This is a genomic window from Streptomyces virginiae, from assembly GCF_041432505.1.
Classification (GTDB): domain Bacteria; phylum Actinomycetota; class Actinomycetes; order Streptomycetales; family Streptomycetaceae; genus Streptomyces; species Streptomyces virginiae_A.
The window spans coordinates 5257334-5283614 of the sequence record NZ_CP107871.1 but is presented as its reverse complement, the minus strand read 5'-3'; the positions used below and the strand labels follow the sequence as shown (position 1 = coordinate 5283614).

At 71.9% G+C, this 26281-nt stretch carries 21 protein-coding genes and 1 pseudogene; 7 read left to right on the top strand and 15 right to left on the bottom strand.

The genetic code is table 11. The annotated features are described in order from the left end of the window. Positions 1–88: 88 nt before the first annotated feature. Entirely contained in the window at positions 89–490 is a 402-nt protein-coding gene (locus OG624_RS24725; RefSeq protein WP_030712743.1) for a cobalamin B12-binding domain-containing protein, read from the bottom strand. A gap of 174 nt (positions 491–664) precedes the next feature. Between OG624_RS24725 and OG624_RS24720 the strand changes: the two genes are divergently transcribed. Together OG624_RS24720 and OG624_RS24715 are read left to right on the top strand one after the other, a co-directional pair. Further along, the gene (locus OG624_RS24720; protein ID WP_161290275.1) at positions 665–1444 is read left to right on the top strand and encodes an esterase/lipase family protein; all 780 of its coding nucleotides are present in this window, start codon (positions 665–667) and stop codon (positions 1442–1444) included. 221 nt (positions 1445–1665) lie between these two features. Then, positions 1666–3249: a M23 family metallopeptidase gene (locus tag OG624_RS24715; protein WP_371639846.1), complete on the top strand. Its 1584-nt coding sequence runs from the start codon at positions 1666–1668 to the stop codon at positions 3247–3249. A gap of 107 nt (positions 3250–3356) precedes the next feature. On the opposite strand, the gene pcrA is transcribed toward OG624_RS24715, so the two are convergent. Beyond that, positions 3357–5879, bottom strand: coding sequence for a DNA helicase PcrA (gene pcrA / locus OG624_RS24710; protein WP_033219510.1), 2523 nt, complete (start codon positions 5877–5879; stop codon positions 3357–3359). Further along, a complete protein-coding gene (locus OG624_RS24705) occupies positions 5863–6213 on the bottom strand; it encodes an ArsR/SmtB family transcription factor (RefSeq protein WP_033219508.1) in 351 nt (116 codons plus the stop codon). Before OG624_RS24705 ends, pcrA begins: the two co-directional genes overlap by 17 nt. 110 nt (positions 6214–6323) lie before the next feature. Here OG624_RS24705 and OG624_RS24700 point away from each other — a divergent pair, with 110 nt between their 5' ends. Both OG624_RS24700 and OG624_RS24695 read left to right on the top strand, forming a co-directional pair. After that, positions 6324–6677 (top strand): hypothetical protein, encoded by a 354-nt coding sequence (locus OG624_RS24700; RefSeq protein WP_033219506.1) that lies wholly within the window; start codon positions 6324–6326, stop codon positions 6675–6677. Between the two features lie 143 nt (positions 6678–6820). Further along, a complete protein-coding gene (locus OG624_RS24695) occupies positions 6821–7891 on the top strand; it encodes a C40 family peptidase (RefSeq protein ID WP_033219504.1) in 1071 nt (356 codons plus the stop codon). 5 nt (positions 7892–7896) lie between these two features. Here the strand turns inward: OG624_RS24695 and OG624_RS24690 are convergent, their stop codons facing one another. From OG624_RS24690 to OG624_RS24675, 4 genes are all read right to left on the bottom strand, one after another. After that, positions 7897–9000, bottom strand: a complete 1104-nt coding sequence (locus tag OG624_RS24690; RefSeq protein ID WP_161290269.1) for an NYN domain-containing protein — start codon at positions 8998–9000, stop codon at positions 7897–7899. A gap of 135 nt (positions 9001–9135) precedes the next feature. Continuing rightward, entirely contained in the window at positions 9136–10239 is a 1104-nt protein-coding gene (locus OG624_RS24685) for an alpha/beta hydrolase (protein ID WP_161290267.1), read from the bottom strand. A gap of 92 nt (positions 10240–10331) precedes the next feature. Further along, positions 10332–11030, bottom strand: a complete 699-nt coding sequence (locus OG624_RS24680; protein ID WP_033219501.1) for a LuxR C-terminal-related transcriptional regulator — start codon at positions 11028–11030, stop codon at positions 10332–10334. Then, complete coding sequence (locus OG624_RS24675; RefSeq protein ID WP_033219500.1) at positions 11027–12322, bottom strand: ATP-binding protein; 1296 nt, start codon at positions 12320–12322, stop codon at positions 11027–11029. Before OG624_RS24675 ends, OG624_RS24680 begins: the two co-directional genes overlap by 4 nt. A 131-nt stretch (positions 12323–12453) precedes the next feature. On the opposite strand from OG624_RS24675, the gene OG624_RS24670 reads away from it, so the two are divergent. Both OG624_RS24670 and OG624_RS24665 read left to right on the top strand, forming a co-directional pair. Further along, on the top strand, positions 12454–13779 hold the full coding sequence (locus OG624_RS24670) for a PspC domain-containing protein (RefSeq protein ID WP_161290265.1): 1326 nt from the start codon (positions 12454–12456) through the stop codon (positions 13777–13779). Then, positions 13766–13990 carry a hypothetical protein gene (locus tag OG624_RS24665; protein ID WP_033219496.1) on the top strand — a complete coding sequence of 75 codons (225 nt, stop codon included), beginning with the start codon at positions 13766–13768 and terminating at the stop codon, positions 13988–13990. The genes OG624_RS24670 and OG624_RS24665 overlap by 14 nt, the downstream gene beginning before the upstream one ends. Here the strand turns inward: OG624_RS24665 and OG624_RS24660 are convergent. From OG624_RS24660 to guaA, 4 genes are all read right to left on the bottom strand, one after another. Beyond that, entirely contained in the window at positions 13936–14451 is a 516-nt protein-coding gene (locus OG624_RS24660; RefSeq protein ID WP_033219494.1) for a TQO small subunit DoxD, read from the bottom strand. The two genes, OG624_RS24665 and OG624_RS24660, sit on opposite strands and share 55 nt — an antisense overlap. Before the next feature lie 18 nt (positions 14452–14469). After that, complete coding sequence (locus OG624_RS24655) at positions 14470–15726, bottom strand: hypothetical protein (RefSeq protein ID WP_051763169.1); 1257 nt, start codon at positions 15724–15726, stop codon at positions 14470–14472. Positions 15727–15828: 102 nt separating this feature from the next. Next, the gene (locus OG624_RS24650) at positions 15829–16590 is read right to left on the bottom strand and encodes a class II aldolase/adducin family protein (protein WP_371639845.1); all 762 of its coding nucleotides are present in this window, start codon (positions 16588–16590) and stop codon (positions 15829–15831) included. A gap of 135 nt (positions 16591–16725) precedes the next feature. Next, the gene (gene guaA, locus OG624_RS24645) at positions 16726–18318 is read right to left on the bottom strand and encodes a glutamine-hydrolyzing GMP synthase (protein WP_033219488.1); all 1593 of its coding nucleotides are present in this window, start codon (positions 18316–18318) and stop codon (positions 16726–16728) included. Between the two features lie 289 nt (positions 18319–18607). Here guaA and OG624_RS24640 point away from each other — a divergent pair. Continuing rightward, positions 18608–18892: pseudogene (locus OG624_RS24640) on the top strand (chorismate mutase); the annotation flags it as partial. 273 nt (positions 18893–19165) lie between these two features. Here the strand turns inward: OG624_RS24640 and OG624_RS24635 are convergent. The 4 genes from OG624_RS24635 to OG624_RS24620 all read right to left on the bottom strand — a co-directional run bounded on the left by OG624_RS24635 (position 19166) and on the right by OG624_RS24620 (position 26254). Continuing rightward, positions 19166–20848: an LPXTG cell wall anchor domain-containing protein gene (locus OG624_RS24635; protein ID WP_371593304.1), complete on the bottom strand. Its 1683-nt coding sequence runs from the start codon at positions 20846–20848 to the stop codon at positions 19166–19168. Positions 20849–21014: 166 nt separating this feature from the next. Continuing rightward, positions 21015–22859 (bottom strand): GMC oxidoreductase, encoded by a 1845-nt coding sequence (locus tag OG624_RS24630; RefSeq protein ID WP_051763167.1) that lies wholly within the window; start codon positions 22857–22859, stop codon positions 21015–21017. Between the two features lie 10 nt (positions 22860–22869). Then, positions 22870–24501, bottom strand: coding sequence for a succinic semialdehyde dehydrogenase (locus tag OG624_RS24625; RefSeq protein WP_033219483.1), 1632 nt, complete (start codon positions 24499–24501; stop codon positions 22870–22872). A gap of 103 nt (positions 24502–24604) precedes the next feature. Further along, entirely contained in the window at positions 24605–26254 is a 1650-nt protein-coding gene (locus tag OG624_RS24620; protein ID WP_371593301.1) for a serine/threonine-protein kinase, read from the bottom strand. Positions 26255–26281 lie beyond the last annotated feature (27 nt).

Here is a 26281-nt window from a genome sequence, read left to right as displayed (position 1 = left end):
GGGGACGCTCGGCCGGGTACGGCCGCACCGGGCCGGGCCGCGCGCGGGTGCGCCGCGGCCCGCCCGATTCCTGCCGAACCGGCGGAGGCTACTGACGGACGTGGGCGTTGACCCACTCCACGATGGCGGTCGTCGTCGCACCCGGCGTGAAGATCTCGGCCACGCCCTTCTCCTTCAGAGGGGCGATGTCGTCCTCCGGGATGATGCCGCCGCCGAAGACCTTGATGTCCTCCGCGTCGCGCTCCTTGAGGAGTTCCAGCACGCGCGCGAAGAGCGTGTTGTGGGCGCCGGAGAGGATCGAGAGGCCGATCGCGTCGGCGTCCTCCTGGATGGCGGTGTCCACGATCTGCTCGGGGGTCTGGTGGAGGCCGGTGTAGATGACCTCCATGCCCGCGTCCCGCAGCGCCCGCGCGATCACCTTGGCCCCGCGGTCGTGGCCGTCGAGACCCGGCTTGGCCACCACCACACGGATCGGACCGGTCACACCCATCGCACTGCCTCCCGAGTGAACGAACGTTAAGTACAGCATCGCGCACGCCGCCGTTTCGCGGTCAATCACGAGGGGGAAATCACACGTGGGACGGCATTGCGCCACCGTGCCGACAGCCGCACGGCACGGTGGTGCGACCGCCGCGGTCCCGCTGAGGCTCAGGGGAGGCCGTCGATGGGGCTGTCCGTACCCATGTCCATGCCCTTGTCCGGCGCCGCGCTGCGGGCCGGCGCACTCGAGGTGATGGTGTTCGGCGGGCACCTCCTGCTGTATCCCACCGGAGTGTGCCAGGAAAAGGTCACCGACCGCCCGCCCACGACACGGCCGCCGGTGCTCCTGCTCCACGGGTTCACCGACAACCGGTCCGTCTTCGTCCTGCTGCGGCGCGCGCTCGGCGCGGGAGGGCGGCACGTGGAGGCGTACAACTACTCCCCCTTCACCCTCGATCTGCGCGTCACCGCCCGCCATCTCGCCCGGCGTGTCGAGGAGCTGTGCGAGCGCACCGGGCAGGAGCGGGTGGATCTGGTCGGGCACAGCCTGGGCGGGCTGGTCGGCCGGTACTACGTGCAGCGACTCGGCGGCGACCGCCGCGTCCGGACGCTCGTCACCCTCGGTACCCCGCACTCCGGTACCCGGGTCGCCCCCTTCATGGACGCGCACCCGCTGATTCGCCAGATACGCCCGGACTCCGAGGTGATCACCGAGCTCGCCGCGCCCGCGCCCGGCTGCGCCACCCGATGCGTCGCGTTCTGGAGCGAGTTCGACGCGATCATGATTCCGGTCGCGACCGCGCGGATCGAACACCCGGATCTGTGTGTGGAGAACGTGCAGGTCACCGGTATCGGACATCTTGCGCTGGCCGCCCATCCCGCAGTGATCGCGGCGGTCCGACGCACCCTCGACGGACCCGGTCTGGCCGCCGTCACGGGCTCCGACGCCGCCTCCGTCGCCTGACCGACGAGCGACCGGCAGTCGAACTAATTTCGAACTCAAGGCCAAGGGTCCGCATTTCGACGACCGAAAGACGGCCGAATGCCCGGTTCCGGAGATCTGGGGACCCGGCGAAGATTGTCGTGGCGAGTAACCGCCGGGTACAGTCACGCCACTGCTCTCCTCCGGTGAACCTTGCGTTCCCGGCCACCCAGGCCCCCACTGCCGAGGCGAAAGAGAAGTTGGTGAACGACCGCCCCACGTCGGGCCAGTACCCGGATCCCGGGTACGACGGCCTTTCCACCACCGCTTTCGCTGGTGACTCCCCCTACGTTTCCTATGAAACGCAGGGTCAGGGAGTCAACTACGCCGCCTACGGTTCCTACGACACAGGCGCGTACGACGCCACCGCGTGGGCCTCGCAGGACAGTTATCTCTCCACGATCCCTACCCAGGTCGCCCCCGAGGACACCACCGGGAGCTGGGACGCGAGCGCCTGGAACACGCCGAGCACGGACTACTCCGGCTACGCGCAGTACCAGCAGCCCTCCTTCGGCTACGACACCTCCGGCGAGCAGACCGGGCACTGGGCGATGCCGGGCTACGGCACCACCGGCACCGAGACCGGCGCCTACGACGCCACCGCCTGGAACACCGTCGCCGAGTCCCCGGCCCAGCCCGAGGCCGGCTACGCCTACGAGTACCAGCCCGCGCCCGAATCCGGGCAGCAGCAGGAGTACACGTACCAGGCGACCACCGTCGGCTACGCCTACGAGGCCACCCAGGCCGTCGTCGTCGACCCCGGTCACCGAAGCGGGTTCGAGACCGGCTTCGAGACCGAGTCCGCCACCTACAGCGAGACCGCCGTCTTCGAGGTGCTCTCCGAGGAGACGCCGCAGGTCCACGAGGCACATGAGACGCCCGAGGCGTTCGAGCTGCCCGAGGCTCACGATCTGCCCGAGGTCCACGACCTCCCCACCCAGACCATGCCCGTGACCTCGACCCCGCGCTCCGCGCGCCGGACGGCCACCAAGGGCAACGGCAAGACCGGCTCCACCGCCAAGGCGGGCAGCGGCAGCGGTGGCAACAGCCGTCGCCGCAGCCCGGCGAAGCGTTCCGCCCTGCTGACCGTGGCCGTGCCCTCCGCCTGCGTGATGGGTGTCGCGGGCGTCGCGGCCGCCTCCGTCGGCGGCCTCACCGGCACGGACCGGCCCGCCGAGGAGCCCACCACGATGGCCGCGCCCGACCCGGCCTCGGTGAAACCGGTCGCGGCGAACACCAAGCTCGACACCCAACTGGTCGCGCTCAGCGCCGACGCGGGCGACTTCGCGGACCGCGCGAGCCGCACGCAGGAGCGCATCGACCTGCGCGAGCGCCAGGAAGAGGAAAAGAAGAAGAAGGCGGAGGAGGCCGCGGCCAAGGAGGCCGCCCGCCCCAAGTTCGCCATCCCCGTGAACCAGCACGGTCTCAGCGCCAACTTCGGCCAGGCCGGCGGCATGTGGATGTCGGTGCACACCGGCATCGACTTCCCGGTCTCCTACGGGACCCCGGTCATGGCGGCCACCGACGGCACCGTGCGTACCCAGTACAACAGCGCCTACGGGAACATGGCGATAGTGACCGCGCCCGACGGCACCGAGACCTGGTACTGCCACCTCAGCTCCACCAAGATCCGCGGTGGCAAGGTCAAGGCGGGCGACGTCATCGCCTACTCGGGCAACTCGGGCAACTCCACCGGCCCGCACCTCCACTTCGAGGTCCGGCCCGGCGGCGGATCCGCGATCGACCCCCTGCCGTGGCTGCGCAGCCACGGTCTGGACCCCACGTAACCCGCGGCCGACGTCACCTCGCCGACGCGACCGGCCGACGCAACTCCCGCACCTGACAACCGATGTGACGGCCGCGCGGCCCGAAGGCCGCGCGGCCGCCCGTCGTCCTAGAGCTTCTGCACCGGCGCGTAACGCAGCAGCAGCCGCTTGGGCTTGTCGTCCCCGAAGTCGATGGTGGCCTGCGCGTCCGCGCCCGCTCCCTTGACCTCCATGACGGTGCCGAGCCCGAACTGGTCGTGCGTGACCCGGTCCCCGACCACCAGGGCGATGACCGGCTTGTCGGCGGCCCGCCGCGTGGCGAATCCGGACGGCCCCGACTTCGTACGCGACGAGGACAGGAACGCCTCCGGCGAGGTGCCGAACGTCGCCTTGCCCGATCCGGACGACGACGACCCGTACCCCGAGCTGCGCATCGGACCCGCCGGCTTCTGCGTCGCGCCGGTCCGCTTCCACTGGAGGTACTCGGCCGGAATCTCCTCCAGGAACCGCGACGGCGGGTTGTACGAGGGCGTGCCCCACGCGCTGCGCATGCTGGAGCGGGTCAGGTACAGCCGCTCGCGCGCCCGCGTGATGCCCACGTAGGCGAGGCGGCGCTCCTCCTCCAGTTCCTTGGTCTGGCCCAGCGCCCGCATGTGCGGGAAGACCCCGTCCTCCATGCCGGTCAGGAAGACCACGGGGAATTCGAGGCCCTTGGCGGTGTGCAGGGTCATCAGCGTGATGACGCCCGTGCCCTCGGTGTCCTCGTCCGGGATCTGGTCGGAGTCGGCGACGAGCGCGACCTGCTCCAGGAACTCGGCCAGGGTGCCGGACCCGGGAGCCGGGGCTCCGGTCTCGGCGGCCTCGGCCGCCGCGGCCTCGCGTGCCTGCTCGAACTCCAGCGCCACGGCCGCGAGCTCCTGCAGGTTCTCGATGCGCGTCTCGTCCTGCGGGTCGGTCGACGCCTGGAGTTCGGCGAGGTAGCCCGTGCGCTCCAGCACCGCTTCCAGCACCACCGCCGGACCGGCGCCCGAGTCGACGATCGTGCGCAGTTCCTCCATCAGCACGTTGAACCGCTTCACCGCGTTGGTGGAGCGTGCCGCCATGCCGAAGGCCTCGTCCACGCGGCGCAGGGCCTGCGGGAAGGTGATCTTCTCGCGCAGGGCGAGGGCGTCGATCATCGCCTCGGCGCGTTCGCCGATGCCGCGCTTGGGCACGTTCAGGATGCGCCGCAGCGGGACGTTGTCCTCGGGGTTCGCCAGGACGCGCAGGTACGCGAGGACGTCGCGGACCTCCTTGCGCTCGTAGAAGCGCACGCCGCCGACGACCTTGTAGGGCAGTCCGACCCGGATGAAGATCTCCTCGAACACGCGGGACTGCGCGTTGGTCCGGTAGAAGATCGCGACGTCGCCCGCCTTGGCGTCGCCCGCGTCGGTGAGCCGGTCGATCTCGTCGGCGACGAACTGGGCCTCGTCGTGCTCGGTGTCCGCGACGTAGCCGGTGATGACGGCGCCGGTGCCGGCCTCGGTCCACAGGTTCTTCGCGCGGCGGTTCTCGTTGCGCTCGATGACCGCGTTGGCCGCGGAGAGGATCGTCTGCGTGGAGCGGTAGTTCTGCTCCAGCAGGATCGTCGTCGCGTCCTTGTAGTCCTCCTCGAACTGGAGGATGTTGCGGATGGTCGCGCCGCGGAAGGCGTAGATCGACTGGTCGGCGTCACCCACCACGCACAGCTCGGCCGGGGGCAGGTCGGGGTAGCCGGTGCCCACCAGCTCGCGCACCAGCGTGTACTGCGCGTGGTTGGTGTCCTGGTACTCGTCGACGAGGACGTGTCGGAAGCGGCGCCGGTAGTGCTCGGCGACGTCCGGGAACGCCTGGAGCAGGTGGACCGTGGTCATGATGATGTCGTCGAAGTCGAGGGCGTTGGCCTCGCGCAGCCGCCCCTGGTACATCGCGTACGCCTGGGCGAGGGTCTTCTCGAAGCCGTCCACGGCCTGGTCGGCGAAGGCTTCCTCGTCGATCAGCTCGTTCTTCAGGTTCGAGATCTTGGCGTTGAAGGCCTTCGGCGGGAACTTCTTCGGGTCCAGGTCCAGGTCGCGGCAGACGAGCGCCATCAGGCGCTTCGAGTCGGCCGCGTCGTAGATCGAGAACGAGGACGTGAAGCCGAGCCGCTTGGACTCGCGGCGCAGGATGCGCACGCACGCGCTGTGGAAGGTGGAGACCCACATGGCGTTCGCGCGCGGGCCGACCAGGCCCTCGACGCGCTCCTTCATCTCACCGGCGGCCTTGTTGGTGAAGGTGATCGCCAGGATCTGGCCGGGGTGGACGTTCCGCGCGGACAGCAGGTGTCCGATGCGGTGGGTCAGCACCCGGGTCTTGCCGGAGCCGGCGCCGGCCACGATGAGCAGCGGGGTGCCCGCGTGCACCACGGCCGCGCGCTGCTCCTCGTTGAGCCCGTCCAGGAGCGTCGCCGGGTCGATGACGGGCCTGGGGGCGCCGTCCCGGTAGTACGCGTCCCCGCTCATGGGTACGTCGAACCGCCCCCCGAAGAGATCGTCCGCGCCCGCTTCGGGGGCGGCGTGATCCTCGGGCGGCGGCGGGACCTCGTCGGAGGGGGTGAGGTCCGCCAGGAAACTGTCGTCAAAGAGGCTGCTCATCGCATTCCGAGTCTAGGGGGCGGGACCGACAGGCCAGCACGAGTTCGAGCAGACCGGGAAATCGGAGCTCCAGGTCCTCGCGGCGCAGCGCGAGGAAGAGCTTGCGGCCCTGGGGGCGCTGGCGGATGAGCCCGCTCTCGCGCAGCGTCCTGAGGTGGTGCGTGACGCTGGAGCGGGGCAGGTCGGGGACGACCTCGCCGCAGAACGCCTCCGCGCCGGAGGCCAGCTTGCGGACGATCTCCAGCCGGACGGGGTGCCCGAGGGCCGCCAGCACCTCGACCAGCTCGATGCGGTCGGCGGCAGGGTGGGTCGGCTCGGTGGCGGCAGCAGGCATGACCCCACTGTACGCAGATCTCGTACGGACATGGCGGGGCGGCCGGAGGCCGTGACGGCCGCACCGACCCGCTTCCTCGGCCGACCGGGCCGCCTCGTACGCTCGGCGCCATGGACGTACTCATCAGTGTCTTCGTCGGCCTGCACATCATCGGGATCGCCGCGCTCCTCGGTGGCTTCCTGACCCAGATGAAGGCGATGAGCGCGGGCACCGCCCGTTTCACGCCCGCCATGCTGCACGGCGCGCTCACCATGCTCGTCACCGGCGTCCTCCTGGTCGGCTTCAACCAGATGGACGGGACGCCCGTCAACAACGTCAAGGTCGGCGTGAAGCTCGCGCTCCTCTTCGTGATCCTCTGCCTCGTCTACGTCAAGCGCGACGAGGAGCACGTGGACAAGGCACTGTTCGGGGCGGTGGGCGGGCTGACCGTGATCAACATCTTCATCGCCCTTCTCTGGCACTGACCCACACCGGAACGATCCACTCCGGTCCTCGGCGGCCGGCTCCGGTCGTATCGAGACACTTGCGATCATCTCGTCATCCGCCCGTTACCTTCGGGTCTAGCGTCCTCCTCCAGGCACCGACAGAGGAAGGACGTGAGGCCCGCGTGGCCAGTCATCGAAAGCCCAGGCAGCGCCCGCTCTCCGGCGGCCCGGTACGGACGACCGCCGCCACCCTCGCCCTCGCGGGCGCTGCCACCGCCACCGCCTTCGAAGGCACCTCCCAGGCCGACCCCCGGCCCACCCCCGCCCAGGTCAAGTCGGAGGTGGACCGGCTCTACCAGGAGGCCGAGGCGGCGACCGAGCAGTACAACGGGGCGAAGGAACAGGCGGACGAGGCCGAACGCGCGCTGACCGGGCTGCGCGAGGAGACCGCCCGCAAGACCGACCAGCTCAACACCGCCCGCAGCGCGCTCGGCACGCTCGCGGCCTCCCAGTACCGCAGCGGGTCCCTGGGCACCGCCGTCCAGCTCGCGATGGCCTCCGACCCCCAGGAGTACCTCTCCCAGGCCGCGTTCATCGCCCGCGCCGGGGACCGCAACGCCGCCGGGATCACCACCGTGCGCCGTCGGCTCGACGAGGTCGGCAAGCTCCGCGAGCAGGCCTCCGGGCGGCTGGCCGACCTCCGCTCCCGGCAGCGGGAACTCGCCTCGCACAAGGCCGTGATCGAGGAGAAGCTCACCGCCGCCAAGAACATGCTGGCCCGGCTCACCGCCGAGGAGCGGGCCGCCTACGAGGCCGGGTCGCCCGGCGGCTCGACCACCGCACCCGCCGGCTCCGCCGGTTCCGCCGCGCCCCGGGGCAGCACACCCCCGCCCCCGTCCGACGGTTCGCGCGCGGCCCGCGCCGTGGCCTTCGCGTACAGCGCGATCGGCAAGCCGTACGTCTGGGGCGCGACGGGCCCGGGGTCCTTCGACTGCTCCGGCCTGACGCAGGCGGCCTGGCGCTCGGCCGGGGTCTCCCTGCCCCGCACCACCTACACCCAGATCAACGCCGGCCGGCGCGTGTCCCGCGACCAGCTGGCCCCCGGCGACCTGGTGTTCTTCTACTCCGGTGTGACCCACGTCGGCCTCTACATCGGCAACGGTCAGATGATCCACGCCCCGCGCCCCGGATCCACGGTCCGGTTGGCGCCGATCGACTCGATGCCCTGGGCCGGCGCCTCCCGCCCCGCGTAGTCCCCTCAGCCGCGGGCGCAGTGCCCACAGGTCCCGCGCCGGCGGAGGTAGTAGCCGAGAGTGGCGATGCCGAGTGCGACGCCCCACGGCACCCAGAGCATCGCCGGGTAGTTGGTCCCCCAGCCGAAGGGCTGGTCCCCGCCCCGGATCATCTGCAGGCCGCCGGGGATGAGCACCACGGCCACGAGCAGGGCCGGGACGATCGCGGTGGCGAGCGCGACCGGCCTGCCCGCCTTGAACGGCACCCACCGCGGCCAGACCTCGCCCCAGCGCGCGATCAGCCCGTGGGTCAGCACGCCGCCGACGGTCGACGCGATCGCGAGGCCCAGCCCGATCCCGAGCATGCCCGGGGTGCTCTGCATGTCTTCGAGGAACGCGTCGGTGATGCCCATCGGATAGCCGAAGAACCAGGCCACCCGGGTCACGTCGTACGGGATGCTCGACAGCACGGCGATCAGTACGGCCCTGCGCCCCCAGCGGGCCGCCGACTCCGGCGCGGTCCAGGCCGCGGCCCGGCCGCCGCGCCCGCAGTGCGCGCACAGTCCGCGGGTGCGCCGCTGGTACGCCAGCACGGCCAAGGTCCACAGCACCCCGCCCACGAACAGGATGAGCAGGTTGTCCCGGTGCCAGTAGAGGATCTCACCGACGTCGCCCTGCGGGCCGGGCACCCCGGTGAAGGCGAACACCACGAGCAGCGGCGCGAAGGCGACCACGGCGATCAGCGTGTAGTCCTGCAGCACCACCGTGAGCGCGAGGGCCTGCGCCCAGCCGAAGCCGAGCAGGAACCGCCGGGTGGCGCTGCCGCCCACCGGGCGGCGGCGTGCCATGAGCACTCCGCAGACCGCCCCCGCGAAGCCGAGCGCCGCGATGACCGGGCTCAGGACGGCGGCCGGGCTCGGTTCGAGGACGGATCCCGTCGAGCGGTCCTCGGGGACCGGCCCGAAGGGGTAACCGGCCCCGCCCAGGGCCCAGTACAGCCCGGCCAGTCCGTAGACGAGGGACCACGCGGCCGCCGCGTACGGGGCCCAGCGGGGCCAACCCGACCACCATCGGCGGCGCACCGCCACCACCTGGTCCTGCTCGTTCCTGCTGCTCACCGCGTGTGCCATGACCCTGATCCCCCTCGGATTCGTCGTGGGACCAGACTCCCGGCCGGCCGGGGCCGGGCACATCGGCCGACCGGCAGAGATCGGCGCGGGCTCCGCGGGGGCCGTCTGCCGATCGGCACGCAGGGCCGGCGCGGGCTACGGGGCCTTGACCACGCCGCTCAGCCAGCCGAAGGTCTGCGGCAGCTGCTTGGACCAGGATTCGAGGTTGTGTCCACCGACGACCTTCTCCGCGTGCACCGTGGTCGGGCTCTTGGCGATCGCCTTGAGGTCCAGGCCGGACAGGTAGCCGTCCTGCTCGGCCCCCGACATCCACAGCGCCACCGGCGGCGGGGTGGGCGTGGCCTGGAGCATGTTCTTCAGGTTGTGCGTGCGACGCAGTTCGGGGTCCTTGGCGACCAGCGACGAGGGCTCCTGCCCCGGGTCGTTGTAGCCGGACAGGGAGACGGCCGCGCTGTAGCGGTCGGGGTGGGCGATGGCGAGCTTGGCGGCGCAGTACGCGCCGGCCGAGTAGCCGGCCACGCCCCAGGTGCGGGCCTCGTCCGAGGCCCGGAAGTTGTCGACGACCATCTTGCGGACGTCGACGCTGAACCAGCTGTCCGCGTTGACCTTGCCGGGGAGGTTGGCGCAGCCGGTGTCGCCGTTGCCGAGCAGCATGGCGCGCGGCGAGACCAGGATGAACGGTTGGACCTTGCCGCTCTTCATCAGCGGCTCCAGCACCTCGTGCACCTTGAGCCCCTGGAACCAGGACTTCCCGGTGCCCGGTATGCCCGGTATCAGCTCGACCACCGGGAACTTCTTGTCCTTGTAGGCCGGGTCGTCGTACTGCGGCGGCAGCCACACCATGACGTCGCCCTTGACCCCGGAGATCTTGCCGTCGAGCTCGGTCTTCCGCACCCGCCCGCCGACGCCGTCCACCGGCTGGAACTGCTGGCGGACCTTCGGCGCCTCTTCGACCTTCTTGCCGCCGAGTCCGTCCGGACCGAGGTCGGGGGCTGCCGTGACGTACTTGCCTGTGCCGAGCAGGTCGCTCCAAGAGGCATAGAAGTGCTCGGCCCGGTTGACCGCGACGAACACCACGGCGACGGCTGTGACCTGGGCGAACACCACCATCAGCACGCGCACGGCGGCGCGTACGGCGGCCGGGCCGCGCACCTTGCTCCACACGGCCAGCGGAAGGACGACGGCGATCACCGTCAGGGCGATCACCGTCGCGAAGAAGGGTGTACCGGTCAAGCTCATCACGCCACCCTAGAGGGCTGCGTGCGCGCTCCCGGTTGCCAGGTCGACCTGCGGCGTGGGTCACACCGCAGGTCAGACCCCGGACGCCGGACTCAGACCAGGCGGCGGGCCGTCGCCCAGCGGGTCAACTCGTGCCGGTTGGAGAGCTGGAGCTTCCTGAGCACCGCCGAGACGTGCGACTCCACGGTCTTCACCGAGATGAAGAGCTGCTTGGCGATCTCCTTGTACGCGTACCCGCGCGCGATCAGCCGCAGCACCTCGCGCTCGCGCTGCGTGAGCCGGTCCAGGTCCTCGTCGACCGGCGGCGCGTCCGTCGAGGCGAACGCGTCGAGCACGAAGCCGGCCAGCCGCGGCGAGAACACCGCGTCCCCGTCCTGCACCCGGAAGACCGAGTCCACCAGGTCGGTGCCGGTGATGGTCTTGGTGACGTACCCGCGCGCACCGCCCCGGATGACCCCGATGACGTCCTCGGCCGCGTCCGACACCGACAGCGCCAGGAACCGCACCGGGTTCTCGGCCGCCGCCATCAGCGGGGCGCAGCGCCGCAGTACCTCGACGCCGCCCCCGCCGGGCAGGTGCACGTCGAGCAGGACCACCTCGGGCCGGGTGGCGGTGATGACGGTGACGGCCTGGTCGACGTCGGCCGCCTCGCCGACGACCTCGACGCCCGTCCGTTCGGTCTCGCCGATCTCGGCCTGCACTCCCGTACGGAACATCCTGTGGTCGTCGACGAGCACCACCCGGACACGCCTGGTCTCCCCCACGCCTGCGTTCTCTCCCGCCTCGGTCATGCTGTGTTCGCCGCCCTCTCCATCTCCAGCTCGACTTCCGTGCCGCCGTCGGGCGCGGACCGCAACCGTGCGGTCCCGCCGTTGCGCTGCATCCGGCCGATGATCGATTCTCGTACGCCCATGCGGTCGCCGGGTACCGCGTCGATGTCGAAGCCCGGTCCCCGGTCCCGTACGGACACGAACACCGTCTGCCCCTCGACCTCCGCGTACACCTGTACGGGCCCGCCCTCGCCACCGTACTTGGCGGCGTTGACCATGGCCTCGCGCGCGGCCTGTATCTGTGCCGCCAGCCGCTCGTCGAGCGGGCAGTCCCCGACGACCACGACCTCGATCGGGACCCCGTGGTGGTCCTCCACCTCGGCGGCGGTCTTCTTCACGGCCTCCGCGAGGGTGGCCGGCTCCTCCGCCTCGTCCTTGCCGGTGCCCTCGGGCTTGTAGAGCCAGTTCCGCAGTTCCCGTTCCTGCGCCCGCGCGAGGCGGCGTACCTCGGAGACGTCCTCCGCGTTGCGCTGGATCAGGGTGAGGGTGTGCAGGACCGAGTCGTGCACGTGGGCGGCGACCTCGGCGCGCTCCTGGGCGCGGATGCGCATCAGGCGTTCCTCGGACAGGTCCTGGGTCATCCGGATCAGCCAGGGTCCGGCGAGCAGGGCCACGCCGACGAGGACGGCGAGGGTGGCGGTGAGGACGTTGCCGAGCTGGGCGGCGGAGCCCCGGACGACGATGAAGACGGTCAGGCCCACCCCGACCAGGGCGACGCCGGCCAGCGCCCGCGCCACCTGGAAGAGCCGTCCGTGCCGTCCGGCGGCCGTCGACCAGTGGGCGCGGCGGGCGTTGTCGGCCTGCCGCCATACGAGCACCACCCCGGCCCCGACCAGCAGCGTCGGCCACACGTACCGGCCGGACGCGCCACCGAGCTGGACCTTGGAGATGAAGATGCCCGCGCCGATGAACAGGGCGATCAGCGCGGTGATCTGCCCGCGGTCGGGCTTGCGCAGCCGCCGGGTGCCGTCGGGGAGGGACTCGAAGAAGGAGCGGTGCCCGGTCCGGCCGCCGACGCCGAGCGGTACGAAGACCCAGAACGCGGCGTACAGCAGCACGCCCAGCCCGTCGCCCCACATGAACAGCAGGAGGAACGCCAGTCGGACCCAGCCCACCGGAAGCCCGAGGTGCCCGGCCAGACCGCGCGCGACACCGCCGAGCATCCGGCCGTCGGCGCTGCGGTAGAGCTTGCGCTGCGGCACCTCGTCGGCGTCCGGTGCGTGCGGGGTACGGGGAGCGGCGGCTACGGGCATGTCACCAAGGGTCACACGCCCGGCGGGGGCCGGTCATCAGGGCATCCCCCCACTTCCACCGGGGGGATATCAGGGTTGCACCAGGGTAGGGCCGGATGCCACGCGCTTCGGCGGGCCGTCACCATGGACCCATGACCGAAGTACACGACGCCCCGCCGGCCGGGCCCGGAGCCCCGCGGGCCGCCGACCCCAGGCCGCCCCTGCGCCGGAGCAAGCGCGACAAGGTCCTCGCGGGCGTGTGCGGCGGCCTCGGCCGGTACTTCGACCTGGACCCGGTGGTCTTCCGCATCGTCCTCGGAGTCCTCGCGATCACCGGCGGCGTCGGTCTGATCTTCTACGGCTTCGCGTGGCTGCTGCTCCCCCAGGACGGCGAGGAGGACAGCGAGGCGAAGAAGCTGCTGACCGGGCGGGTGGAGGGGGCCACGCTGGCGGCCGTGTTCGCCGCGCTCGTGGGCTGCGCGCTGTTCCTGTCGATGCTGGACAACGGCGGGCTGGCGGCCTTCTCGGTGCTGGTCGTGCTGGCGCTGGGCGGAGCCTCGTACTGGTCGCAGCGCAAGCGCCACACCGGGCCCGAGGCGCAGGCGCCCGACCCGGCCGGCGGAGCCCCCCGCACCGCGCACTCGCCGGCTCCGCCGGAGACGCAGGCGCCGCCCGCGCCCGGCGGCCCGTCCTGGTGGCGGGACCCGCTGGTCAAGGACGGTACGACCGGCCCGGTCGGTGGGACGGGATATCTGTGGGGGCCCGACGACACCGAGGATCCGGAGGTGGTCGGCCGCCGCACCCCGGAGGCGGCCGCGAAGGCGCCCGTCGCCCCGGCCCGCCCGCGCGGCGGCATCGGCGGCCGGGTCTTCGTGCTGGCGCTGCTGGCCGGGATCGCGGGGACCGCGGCCACCTGGGAGGGCAACCCGCTCGGCGAGGCGCTGCAGACCGGGCTCGCCGCGGCGCTGATCGTCTTCGGTCTGGGCCTCGCGGTCAGTTCCCTGATGGGACGTACCGGGTTCGGGACGATCGTGCTGGCCGTGTTCACCGCGGGGCTGCTCGCGGGCGCGGCCGTACTGCCCCGGGAGATCGGCACGGACTGGCAGCGGGTGGAGTGGCGGCCGGCCGCGGTGGCCGACGTCCGGCCCGTGTACGAGGCGGGCACGGGGCTCGCCACCTTGGACCTGAGCCGGTTGGACGTGCCGAAGGGCACCACGGTGGCCGTCACGGCCTCGATCGAGGCGGGCCGGCTCAAGGTGGTCCTGCCGCGGGAGGTCACCGCGCAGGCCGATGTCACCATCCGGCGTGCGGGGGACGTGCAGATGCCCGGGGACCGCGCGGACCGGATCGAGCGGATCGGCGAGCAGAACCGTACGGAGACCCTCGCGCCGGCTGCCGGCACGGAGGCCGGCGGGACGATCGAACTGCACCTCGGTGCGGACTTCGGACAGGTGGAGGTGGCCCGTGCGGCGTCATGAGTTCCAGCCGGGACGGCTGATCGCGGGGCTGGCCCTGGTGGTGGCGGGCGTGCTCCACCTGGTCGGCACCACCGGCGAGGCGGACCTGCCCTGGTTCGCGGTCATCCCGATCACCATGGGCGGGCTCACCCTCGCCGCGCTGGTCGGGCTGGTGACCTATGCCGTACGCCGGGACAGGCGCGACCGGATCACCGAGTCCAGCGACAGGTAGGGCGCTCCGGCGAGGATCAGCGGGGTCCACGCCATCATGTAGATCAGGTCGTTGCCGTAGTAGTACGGGGTCACCGCCCACGACACCGTCAGCCAGAGGCTGAGCGCGATCAGCGCCCCGCCGACGGCCGCGATCCGGGTCAGCAGGCCGACCAGGGCTCCGAGGCCGACCAGGATCTCCCCGACGGCCAGGGCCACGGCGAAGCCGACGGGCGAGTTCAGCGCCATGTCCACCAGGGCGGGGATGGCGGAGGTGTCGCGCACCCCGCGCATCAGGTCGCCGATGGAACCGTCCCCGGAGGCGGAGAGGAACGCCGGGTCGGTCAGTTTGTCGATCCCCGCGTACACGAAGGTCACGCCGAGGAAGAGCCGCAGGGGCAGCAGCGCGTGCCGAAAGGCCAGCTCACGCAGGCCTACCGCGGTGGGAGGGGCGTCGGTTTCAAGAACATCGGTTCGGTTCACGGGACATGTGTACCCCGATCACTCGGCAACATCGATGGTGCAGCGGTTGGATTCCACCCCTGCGGCCGTGACCACCTGGATCTCGACGCGCCCCGGCTCCACCTCCGCCGGGACCGGCACGGTCAGCACGGCGTCGGAGGGGTTGGTGAATCCACCCGCCACCGGGACCAACGGCACGTGCACGTGCACCGCCCCGATCCGTACGACCAGACGGGCCAGCATCTCGGGCGTCTGCGCCCCGGGCGGCACGAAGCCCACGCCCCGGATCTCGATGTCGTCCCCGGGACGGACGGCCGCGTCCAGATCCCCGGGCTCCCGTCTGCGCACCACCGACAGCACCAGCGGACGGCTGCCCTCCGCGTACTTCGCCGCCAGGTACACCGCGGCCGACAGCGCCACCAGCAGGGCGAGCGCCCACGGCAGCTGCGGCAGCCGGTCGGGGAAGCGCGCCAGCGAGACCGCGGCGTAGCAGAGCACCACGGTCGAGACGAGGACGTACTGGGCGTCGGGGAAGCTCCCGCGGCCGGCGTCGTCCGTCAGCAGGTCCACCCCGCGCGGCCGGTCGGCCGGCAGCTTCTGCAGCCGCTGCCCCATGATCCGTACGGAGACCACCCGGCGCACCAGCACCGCCACGGCCGAGGTCAGCGAGACCACCGCCAGCAGCGGCAGCGCCCGGTCCAGCGCGAGGCCCGCGTACAGGGCCTGCCGCCCGGGCCCGGGCGCGGACGTGGCCAGCCGCAGCGCGGGCAGCAGCGTGGCGAAGGCCGTCAGCACCACCCAGGCGCTGGGTACCGCCTTGGAGGTGGACAGCCGGTTGTCCTCGCCGACCAGCGGGGCCAGCAGCCCGCCCCGTACGGACTGGGCGCGGGCCGCGACCGTGAGCAGCCCGGCCAGCACCAGGGCGGCCAGCAGCCCGGCGGTGCGCGCCGTGGACCAGCCGGTACCGAGCGCGGCGGCGACCTGCACCAGCAGCAGGACCCCGGCGGCGATCCAGACGGCGAGGACGGCCCGCCGCGAGAACAGGTACAGCCAGGAGTTGCCGGCCTCCCGGCCCCGGTCGGCGACGGTGCGGGCGGACAGGGTCAGCTCGTCGGAGACCCACTGGCGGGAGGCTCCGAGGGAGTGGGCCACGGCGGCCGGCACGCCCTGCCCGGAGGCGAACTCGTCGCGCTTCTCCAGGAACGCCGTGACCGCGCGTCGGTGGCCCTCGCGGGCGCACTCGTCGCAGGCACAGGCGGTGGTATGGGTACCTCGGGACATCTCTTGGACAGCCACGAACGTGCCGCCTCTCTGAACTACGGTGCAATGCCAGCGAATTGTGCACCACTGCGGCAGTGCTCCGGATTGCGCACGATGTCAGAGCAGGTGATTAACGGTTCATGATGTTGACGCCAGCAGCTCCCTGAGGGGCTGGTAGCTCACCCAGGCGGCCAGATCGGACCCGAACCGCTCGCGCGTCAGGGCCGCGGCCCGGTGGTCGATGGGCACCGGTTTCCCCGCGGCCCGGGCGATCAGCTGCACCTGCGCGGCCCGTTCCGCCTCGATGAACCACCAGACCGCGGCGTCCACGGAGTCCCCCACCGTCAGCAGTCCCCGGTTGCGCAGGACCAGTGCCTTGTACGGGCCGAGCGCCAGCGCGGTGCGTTCCGGCTCGTCCGCCCCGGAGTATTCGTCGAGGAGCGCGTGGTCCTCGTAGAAGGCGCAGGCCTCCTCGGTGATCGGGGCCAGCAGCTCGCCCAGGGCGGCGAGGGCCCGGACGTACGGGGCCCGCGCGCGGACGACGGCGACGACCTCGGGGCGCCGGCGGTGGACAGCCGCGTGCACCGCGAAGGCCAGTTGGTTGACCCGGCGCCCGCCCGTGACCACCCGCCCGTCCCCGTCGACCAGCAGCAGGTCGTCGGCGGTGAGCGCGGTGAAGGCCCGGCCGAAGGGGTTCACCCAGTAGCAGTCCTCGAACTCCGGGTCCCGTGCGGTGATCTGCCCCGCCACCCCGTCCTCGTACCCGAGGCGCCCCAGCAGCCGCAGCGCCTCGGCGAGCCGCTCCTTGCGGTGGGCGCGCGCCGCTTCGGCGGTGTCGTGCACGGGCGGCATCTCGAAGCCCAGCCGCTCCACGGGCACGGGTTCGGGCTGGTCCGGCATGGGCGCTCCCTCGAACGGCTCGGCTCGCCGCGCAAGGTACCCGGGCCCCTGCCAAGTGGCCAGAGGAACGGCGAAGCCGCCGCCCGCGGGTGCGGGACGGCGGCTTCACGGTGATCCGGGTGGGACCGGGTGGGACTACTCCCACTCGATGGTGCCCGGGGGCTTGCTCGTGCAGTCGAGGACCACCCGGTTCACCTCCGGCACCTCGTTGGTGATGCGGGTCGAGATCCGGGCGAGGACCTCGTACGGCATGCGCGTCCAGTCCGCGGTCATCGCGTCCTCGGAGGAGACGGGGCGCAGCACGATCGGGTGGCCGTAGGTGCGGCCGTCGCCCTGGACGCCGACGCTGCGGACGTCCGCGAGCAGGACGACCGGGCACTGCCAGATCTCGCGGTCGAGGCCGGCCGCGGTCAGCTCGTGGCGGGCGATGGCGTCGGCCTCGCGGAGCAGGTCCAGACGCTCCTTGGTGACCTCGCCGACGATGCGGATGCCGAGGCCGGGGCCCGGGAAGGGCTGGCGCTGGACGATCTCCTCGGGCAGGCCGAGCTCCTGGCCGACCATCCGGACCTCGTCCTTGAACAGCTGGCGCAGCGGTTCGACGAGCTCGAACTCGATGTCGTCGGGCAGGCCGCCCACGTTGTGGTGGGACTTGATGTTGGCGGTGCCGGTGCCGCCGCCGGACTCGACGACGTCCGGGTAGAGGGTGCCCTGCACGAGGAAGGCGACCGCGGGGCCGTCCTCCTGGAGGATCTCCAGCTGGGCCTGCTCGAAGACGCGGATGAACTCGCGGCCGATGATCTTCCGCTTGGTCTCCGGGTCGGAGACGCCGGCCAGCGCGGTCAGGAAGCGCTCCTGCGCGTCGACGACCTTGAGCTGCACGCCGGTCGCGGCGACGAAGTCCTTCTCGACCTGCTCGGTCTCGCCCTTGCGCATCAGACCGTGGTCGACGTAGACGCAGGTCAGCTGCGAGCCGATGGCCTTCTGCACGAGGGCCGCGGCGACCGCGGAGTCCACGCCGCCGGAGAGGCCGCAGATGGCGCGCTTGTCGCCGACCTGCTCGCGGATCGCCGCGATCTGCTCCTCGACGATGTTGCCGGTGGTCCAGGTGGGGGCGAGGCCCGCACCGCGGTAGAGGAAGTGCTCCAGGATCTGCTGGCCGTGCGTGGAGTGCATCACCTCGGGGTGGTACTGCACGCCGTACAGCTTCTTCTCGTCGTTCTCGAAGGCCGCGACCGGGACGACGTTCGTCGACGCGGTGACGGTGAAGCCCTCGGGGGCGCCGGAGCAGGCGTCGCCGTGGGACATCCACACCGACTGGTTCTCGGGGGTGCCCTCGAAGAGGGTGGAGCCGGCCTTGGAGACGGCCAGCGGGGTGCGGCCGTACTCGCGGGCGCCGGTGTTGTCGACCTGGCCGCCGAGGGTGACCGCCATCAGCTGGAAGCCGTAGCACATGCCGAAGACGGGGACGCCGGCCTCGAACAGGGCGCGGGCGTCGTCCAGGCGCGGGGCGCCCTCCTCGTACACGGAGGACGGGCCGCCGGAGAGGATGATCGCCTTCGGGTTCTTGGCCAGCATCTCGTCGACGGGCATCGAGCTCGGCACGATCTCGCTGTAGACCCGTGCCTCGCGGACGCGGCGGGCGATGAGCTGGGCGTACTGGGCGCCGAAGTCGACGACGAGAACCGTGTCCGGGGCGCTGTCGTGGGCGGCGGAGGGTGCTTCTGGCACGGGGCGGCCTTCCGGCGGAAGAGGTGGCTGTTCTGTCGATTCTAACGGGGGTCGCCGGGCCCTCTTCGTCTCACCATCCGAATCCGGGTTGGCCCCGGGCTCGGCAGAAGGTAATAATCCGTCCCATGCGCAAGCAGCTGAGCTTCCTCTTTACCTATGGCACCGGTCGGTCCGGTCGCCATGGGTCCTCGTGATGCTCGCTTGAGCCACTGACTTCCCGAAGCGCCCCGGTCCGACAGGACCGGGGCGCTTCCGCGTTTCCGCTCCTGTCGGGACACCGCACGACACGACACGATCCACAGGAGAGAACACCATGAGCGTCACCACCACCCCCGAGCAGCTGATCGCCGACTCCCGTACGCGCATCGACGCCCTCGACGACCGGATCATCGGCCTGATCCAGGAGCGGATGGCCGTCTCGACGGTCATCCAGGACGCGCGGATCGCGTCCGGCGGGCGTCGGGTGCACCTGTCGCGCGAGATGGAGGTGCTCTCGCACTGGAGCGATGCGCTCGGAAAGCCCGGTACCGCCCTCGCCATGACCCTGCTGGAGCTGTGCCGGGGTCGCGTGTGACGGCTGTTCGTCACCCGTCCGGACCGTGACCGGCCCCGGGGCCCTTCGTTGGTGAGGATGTCCGCGTCAGCCAGCCGCGGGACCGCAACACCACGCGTGGATCCGCTGGAGCGATGAGACGCACGCCCCGTGGAGCGTGCGTCGTGGGACCTCGCTCCTTCGCGTGACCGGACGGCAGGGGACAGCAGCCCGGTCACCCCGTAAAGGACGGCCGGCCCTGGGGACGCCCGGGGCCGGCCGTTCTGCGTGGTCGCGCCTACGTGGCGTACGCGGTCAGGCGTGCCCGCCCGCCTTGCGGCGGAACGCCACGAACAGCCCGCCGCCGACGGCCAGGAGCACCGCGCCGCCGAGTGCGATCGCCTGGGCGGAGCTGCCGGTGGAGGCGAGGCCGCCGCCGTTGGCCGTGACACCCGTACCGGTGGCCGAGGTGCTCGGCGTCGCGGACGCGGTGGCCGTCGCGGAGCCGGTCGGGGTCGGCGAGGCCGTGGTGGTGCCGCTCGTGGTCGGGGTCGGGTTCGGTCCGGCGCCCTTCGCGTTGATCACGAGGGCCGCCGTGTCGTTGCCGTGGTTCGGGTCCCAGGGCTGGCCCGTGGTGCCCCGTGGCTTCTCCCGGCCGACCGTGATCGAGCCCTTGGCGTCCGCCACGGCCTTCTCGATCTTCAGCTGGAACGGGTAGGCGAACGTCTCCTTCTCCCCGACGACATGGCCGGTGGAGCAGAAGTAGCGCGGCGCGCCCAGGGCCTGCTCGCGGTCGCTGCCGTCCGCGGCGACCCCCTTGCAGCCGGCCGGGACCTTCGTGACCCTGGCGCCCGCCGGGATCACGATGTCGGTCCGGGCGACGGCGTCGCCGTGGCGCAGGTCGGCGACCCACGCGGGGCCGTTGTTGCGGAAGCCGAGGTCGACGTCGACCGTGTCACCGGCCTTGCCGGTGAGGGACACGCCCGTGGCCACGAGGTCGGCGGTGTTGCGCGTCGTGAAGTCGAACTCCTGGATGTTGTTCCAAGGGTCGAGGTCGGGCGCCTGTCGGGCGGACCGGGCCGCGGCCTTGGGGGCCTGCTTCGCCGCGGCCAGCTTGTTGCCGGCCGCGAACGCGCGGTTCTTCGCCGCCGTCTTCGCCGCCGCCTTCGGCTGCTCACCGGCCGCGTACACCGCGTAGGTCAGGCCGTCCATGAAGGCGTGCGGGGCGGCCTCGAGGGTCAGCGAGCCGTCGACGCCGTAGAGCGCACCCGGCTCGTACTCGCCTTCCAGCAGGCACTGCACCGTGCTCCAGCCCGTGTTCCAGGGCCGGCCCGCCGTGCTGTCCTCGGAGTAGGAGCAGTTGTCGTACTGCTCGACCAGGGCGATGCCGTGCGTGGTGCGGATCTCGAGCACCACGCCGTCGACGGGGTCCGTGCCCTCGTTGGCGAAGATGATCGACAGGTTCTGCCGGTCGCCCGGCTTCTGTTCCGCCTTCAGCCTGGCCCGGTCCAGCACCAGGTCGGGGCCGCCGACGCGCACCTTGGTGGTGGCGGCCTGGAAGGTGGCGCCTTCCGCCGTGCCGGTGAGCGTCAGGTCCGCGGTCGCGCCGACCTTGCTGCCGTCGGCCGCGCTGAGGTCCAGCTTCACGACCGTGCTCTCGCCCGTCCACAGCCCCCAGCGCTTGCAGGTCACGGTCGCGGCCGTGAGCGTGCAGTCCTTCTCCCGGCCCTTGGCGAGCGCCACGTCGGCGACGCCCTTGAGGGCGCCCAGGTCGATGGTGAAGGTGCTCGGGCGGTCGAACGTCTTGGTGGAGTCGTTGACGATCCGGAACTCCACCGAGGTCTTCTGCGGTTCGCCGCTCTTCCCGGGGTGCGGGCGCAGGCCGATCCCGGCCGGTCCGGCCAGGGTGAAGACGGGGTCCGCGGCGTGGGCGGGAGTGATGGCCGCTCCCAGCACCACGAGGGCGCCGGCGGCCAGCAGCGAGATGCGCTTTCTCATGCAGCCGTTGACTGTCGAACATCAGTCGCAGTTGCACACTTCATTGTGTGATCGACACCACAGCCCGGCACGGCGGATTCCGGTACAACCATCAAGGCTGAACATCTGTCACGTATGTACCGCGGTGGGTACCGCGCTCGGAGGGGGAGCGCGGTACCCACCGCTGTCAGACCGTCGGTTCCGGATCGCTCACCGGTCGGCGCGGCGGAACCTCCGGGACCGCCATGAACGGCAGCCGCAGCGCGCCGAATGCCTCCTTCGGGACCGCCGGACGGATCGGCTCCACCGCGTCCAGGCGGACGTACGCCGCTCCCTGCTCGGGCCGCGGGTCCCGCTCCCCCACGTTCGGCCAGTACGACATCGCCCGTTCCGCCTGCGCGGTGATCGTCAGCGACGGGTTCACCCCGAGGTTCGCGGAGACGGCCGCACCGTCCACCACCGAGATGCCCGGGTGCCCGTAGAGCCGGTGGTACGGGTCCACCACCCCCTCCTCGGGCGAGGCGCCGATCGGGCAGCCGCCCAGGAAGTGCGCGGTCAGCGGGGTCCCCATCAGCTCGCCGATGTTGCTGCCCGGGAAGCCGTTGATCTCCTCGGCCAGCAGGGTCGCGGCCTGTGTGGCCTCCGCGATCTGGACCGGGTTCGGGGCGCCGTGGCCCTGGCGGGCGGTGAGCAGGCCCTTCCCGATCCCACCGGGCTTGCGGTAGGTGGTCAGCGAGTTGTCCAGCGACTGCATGACCAGGCCGATGATGGTCCGCTCCGACCAGCGCCGGTTGGACAGCGACCGCGCCAGCTGCACCGGGTGCCGCACGGTCCGGCCCAGCCAGGCACGGACCCGGTGTGCGCTGTGGGGGACCTGGAGGACGGTCATGAACCCCATGGCGTTGGAGCCCTTGCCGTAGCGGACGGGCTCGATGTGGGTGTCGGCGTTGGGGTGCACGGAGGAGGTGATCGCCACGCCCCGGGTGAAGTCGGCCCGACGCTCGCCCCCGTGCAGTTTGCGGTAGCGGCGGTCGTCGGTCTGCGCGCCGACCAGGCCCTCGGAGTTGGTGCGGGTCAGCTCCCCGAGTCGGTTGCTGAGACGCGGGAGCTCGCCGCGGTCCTTCATCGTGTGCAGCAGGGTCTGGGTTCCGTACGTGCCCGCCGCGACGACCACGTACCGGGCGCGCAGGACCTTCGCCCGGCCGCGCCGGCGGCCGTCGGTGGGGACGGTGCGGACGCGGTAGCCGCCCTCGGGGTGGTCGGAGAGCGCGGTGACGGTGGTCATCGGGTGGATGACGGCGCCGGCGCGCTCGGCAAGGTGCAGGTAGTTCTCGTTGAGGGTGTTCTTCGCGCCGTGCCGGCAGCCGGTCATGCACTCGCCGCACTCCGTGCAGGCCTTGCGGGCGGGGCCCGCACCGCCGAAGTACGGGTCGGGGACCTCGTCCCCGGGCCGGACCTTCGGCCGCCCGTCGGCGTCGTCGCCGTCCCCGAAGAAGACGCCGACCGGAGCCATGTGGAAGGAGTCCCCGACGCCCATCTTCTCGGCGGTCGCCTTGAGGTGGACGTCGGAGGGGGTCATGGTCGGGTTGAGGCGCACCCCGAGCATCCGCTTGGCCTGCTCGTAGTAGGGGGCGAGCTCGCCCCGCCAGTCGGTGATGGAGGCCCACTGCCGGTCCTCGAAGAAGGGGGTGGGCGGCACGTACAGCGTGTTGGCGTAGTTGAGGGAGCCGCCGCCGACGCCGGCGCCCGCGAGCACCATCACGTTGCCGAGCAGGTGGATCCGCTGGATCCCGTACAGCCCGAGGGCCGGGGCCCACAGGTAGTTGCGCAGGTCCCAGCTGTTCTTCGGCAGGCTCTCGCGGGTGAAGCGGCGTCCGGCCTCCAGGACGCCGACGCGATAGCCCTTCTCGGTCAGGCGCAGCGCCGAGACCGACCCGCCGAAGCCCGACCCGATGACGATGACGTCGTAGTCGTACGACCCGGACCCGGTTTCGGACGCAGAGGAGTCGGAAGACGCGGAAGACTCGGACACGGTGCTCCCCTTAGCGGAGTCGGAGGGCCTTCATGACCTGGAGGCTGCGGGTCATGAACGCCGCGTACTTCTCGTCGTCCATGCCCAGCGAGGGGGCCATCGGGAGCAGCCGCTGGTGGGCGACCGTCTGGGCCTCGGTGTACTTGAGGATGCCCTCGGAGCCGTGGCGGCGGCCGAGGCCGGAGTCCTTCATGCCGCCCATGGGCGCCTGGGCGCTGCCGTAGGCGGGGGCGTAGCCCTCGTTGATGTTGACGGTGCCGGTGCGCAGGCGGGCGGCGACGGCGTGACCGCGGCGGGAGTCCTTGGTCCAGACGCTGGAGTTCAGGCCGTAGGCGGTGGCGTTGGCCTCGGCGATCGCCCGGTCCTCGTCGGTGAAGCGGTAGATGGAGACGACCGGTCCGAAGGTCTCCTCGCCGCACACCGCCATGGGGGCCTCGACGCCGTCGAGGATGGTGGGCTCGTAGAAGAGCGGGCCGATGTCGGGGCGGGCGGTGCCGCCGGCGACGAGGGTGGCGCCCTTGGCGACGGCTTCGTCCACGTGCCGCTGTACGGTCTCCAGCTGCCGCTCGCCGACCAGCGAGCCCATGTCGGCGCCGTACGCGAGGGAGGCCCCGAGCCGCATGGCCTTCGTCCGGGCGGCGAAGCGCTCGACGAAGGCGTCGGCGATCGAGGCGTGGACGTAGAGCCGCTCGATGGAGATGCAGAGCTGACCGGCGGAGGAGAAGCAGGCGCGGACGGCGCCGGCGGCGGCCTTCTCGATGTCGGCGTCGTGCAGCACGAGCATGGCGTTCTTGCCGCCGAGTTCGAGGGAGACCCCGACGAGGCGGTCGGCCGCGCCCCGGGCGACCTCGCGGCCGGTGCGGGTGGAGCCGGTGAAGGAGACGTAGTCCGCGTGCCGGACCACCTCGGGGCCGACGACGGGGCCCTCGCCGAGCACGATCTGGAAGACCTCGGCGGGCAGTCCGGCCTCGATCAGCAGGTCGCGGGCCCACAGGGCGGTCAGCGCGGTCTCGGTGTCGGGCTTCATGACCAGCGCGTTGCCGGAGACGAAGGCGGGCAGGGCGTCGCCGACCGACAGTTCGAGGGGGTAGTTCCAGGGGGCGATCTGGCCGACGACCCCGCGCGGCTGGCGCAGCTCGGTGACCTTGGTGAGGGTGGGCATGGCGCCCGTGTGGCCCTTGGGGCGCAGGTACGAGGGTGCCTTGCGGCCGTAGTGACGGGCCGAGACGGCGACCGCCTGGACCTCCTCGTGCGCGTGCAGGCGGGCCTTGCCGGTCTCCAGCTGGATCAGGTCGAGGATCTCGGCCTGGCGGGCGAGGACCAGGTCGTGGAAGCGCAGCAGGACGGCCGCGCGCCGGCGGACGGGGACCGCCGCCCAGGCGGGCTGGGCGGCGCGGGCCCGCTCGAAGGCCTCGGCCACGTCCTCGGGGGTGGCCTCCGGGAGCTCCGCCAGCCGGTCCCCGGTGAAGGGGGTGTGGTTGGCGGTACGGCCGGATCCGATCACTCCGCGGGTCAGCCGGGCGACCAGGTCGGGGGTCACCACATCGGCGGCGGTGCGGGCACCGGCCGGGGCCGGGGCGACCGGGTTGGTGGGCTCCGGTGCGGTCCGGAGGGGGGCGGCGGGGGCCTGCGAGTCCGTCATGCCGGTGAGCGTATTGCGCCCGACAGCCTTTGGGTACCCGCCGGTAACCGGATTTTGTCATCTCCGCCAGCGATCGCTGGCAAGATGCCCGGATCGGTGGCGATCAGGACTTCTTGGCGGGTGGCTCCCAGCCGCTGAGCACGACGTCGAACTGCTGCTCGGTCGTGGCCCAGCTCGCGACCGGGCTGGAGATGTAGATCGCGTACTCCGTGCCGTCCGGCGCGATGTACATCTGCTCCTTGGCGCGGCGCGGGCCCGGGTGGTTCTGCTTCTCCGTATAGGTGAAGTCCCAGAGCGCGGCCCGGGTGCTGTCCCGGAAGGTGTTCTGGTTCAGCCGCACCTTCTTGTAGTCCGTCCGCAGGGACACCTGCTTCTCCAGGTCGAGCAGGTGCGCGAGCGGGTCCCGGTAGTCCGGGGTGGGGTCGGCGGCGATCCGGACGAAGTGCTTGCCGTCGTCCGGGGTGTAGTCGATCTGGTCGCCGTTCGCCTTGCGCGTCCAGCCCTCCGGGACGAACAGGGTGAAACCGGCGAGGGGGTCGACGACCTTCTTGTAGCCGGCCGGCGGGGGCGCCGTCTGCGGCTTCCCGTCGTCGCCCGACTGTCCGCCGGTCGAGGAGGCGACCTTGTCCGGGTCCCCCTCCTTGCCCTGGTCCCCGGTGTACTTGAGCACCCCGAACACCCCGCCCCCGCCGAGCAGCGCCGCCACCAGGGCCACGACCACGGCGCGTCCGCCCCAGCCCCGGGCCGGGTCGGTCGAGGAAGCCGGCGTCGCCGCCGTGGGCGGGCGGGTGGGGGGCTCCGGCAGCGCGGTCGTCGGCCCGACCTCGCCCTGCGGCGCCGGCGCCTCGGCCGGCTCCTGCGCCGGGGCGAGTTCCTCCGGTGTCACCGCGCGGGTGGGCACGTACGCCTGCGCGGCCTTCGGCTCGCGGCCCTCCATCGCCTCCAGCAGCATCCGCTCGGCCTCCGCGGCCGAGGGGCGCTCCGTCGGATCCTTGCGCAGCAGGGCGGTGATGATCGGTCCGAGCGCCCCGGCCTGGCGCAGCGCCGGCGGCTCGTCGTTGACCACGGCCTGCAGGCTGGAGATGGGTGAGGTGCGACGGAACGGCGAACGGGCCTCCACCGCCGTGAAGAGGGTGGCGCCGAGCGACCACAGGTCCGAGGACGGGTCGGGACGCCCGCCGGTGACGCGCTCGGGAGCCAGGTAGTCGATGGAGCCGACGATCTCGCCGGTGCGCGTGATCGACGAGTCGCCCTCGATCGCGGCGATCCCGAAGTCCGTGAGCAGCACCCGGCCGTCCTTGGCCAGGAGTACGTTGCCCGGCTTCACGTCGCGGTGCAGTACGCCGACCGCGTGCGCGGCGCGCAGCGCGCCCAGCACGTGCAGCCCGATCCGGGCCGCCTCGCGGGGCTCGATCCGCCCGGCGGCCTTGGCCGCGTCCGCGAGGGAGGGCCCGTCGATGTACTCCATGACGATCCACGGCCGGTCGTCGTGTTCGAGGACGTCGTGGACGGTGACGACCGCCGGATGCTGGATCCGGGCCGCGGCCCGGGCCTCCTTCTGCGTCCGGGCGTGCATGACGTCCCGGTCGGCCTGGGACACGTACAGACCCGCCGTCAGTTCCTTGACGGCGACGGTCCTGTGGAGCAGCTCGTCATGCGCACGCCACACCTTGCCCATGCCGCCCCGGCCGATCGGCTCGACGAGCCGGTACCGGCCCGCCAGCACATCGCCCCCACCTGTCTGCTGTTCCACGAAATCCCGCCGCTCTCTGCACTTCAG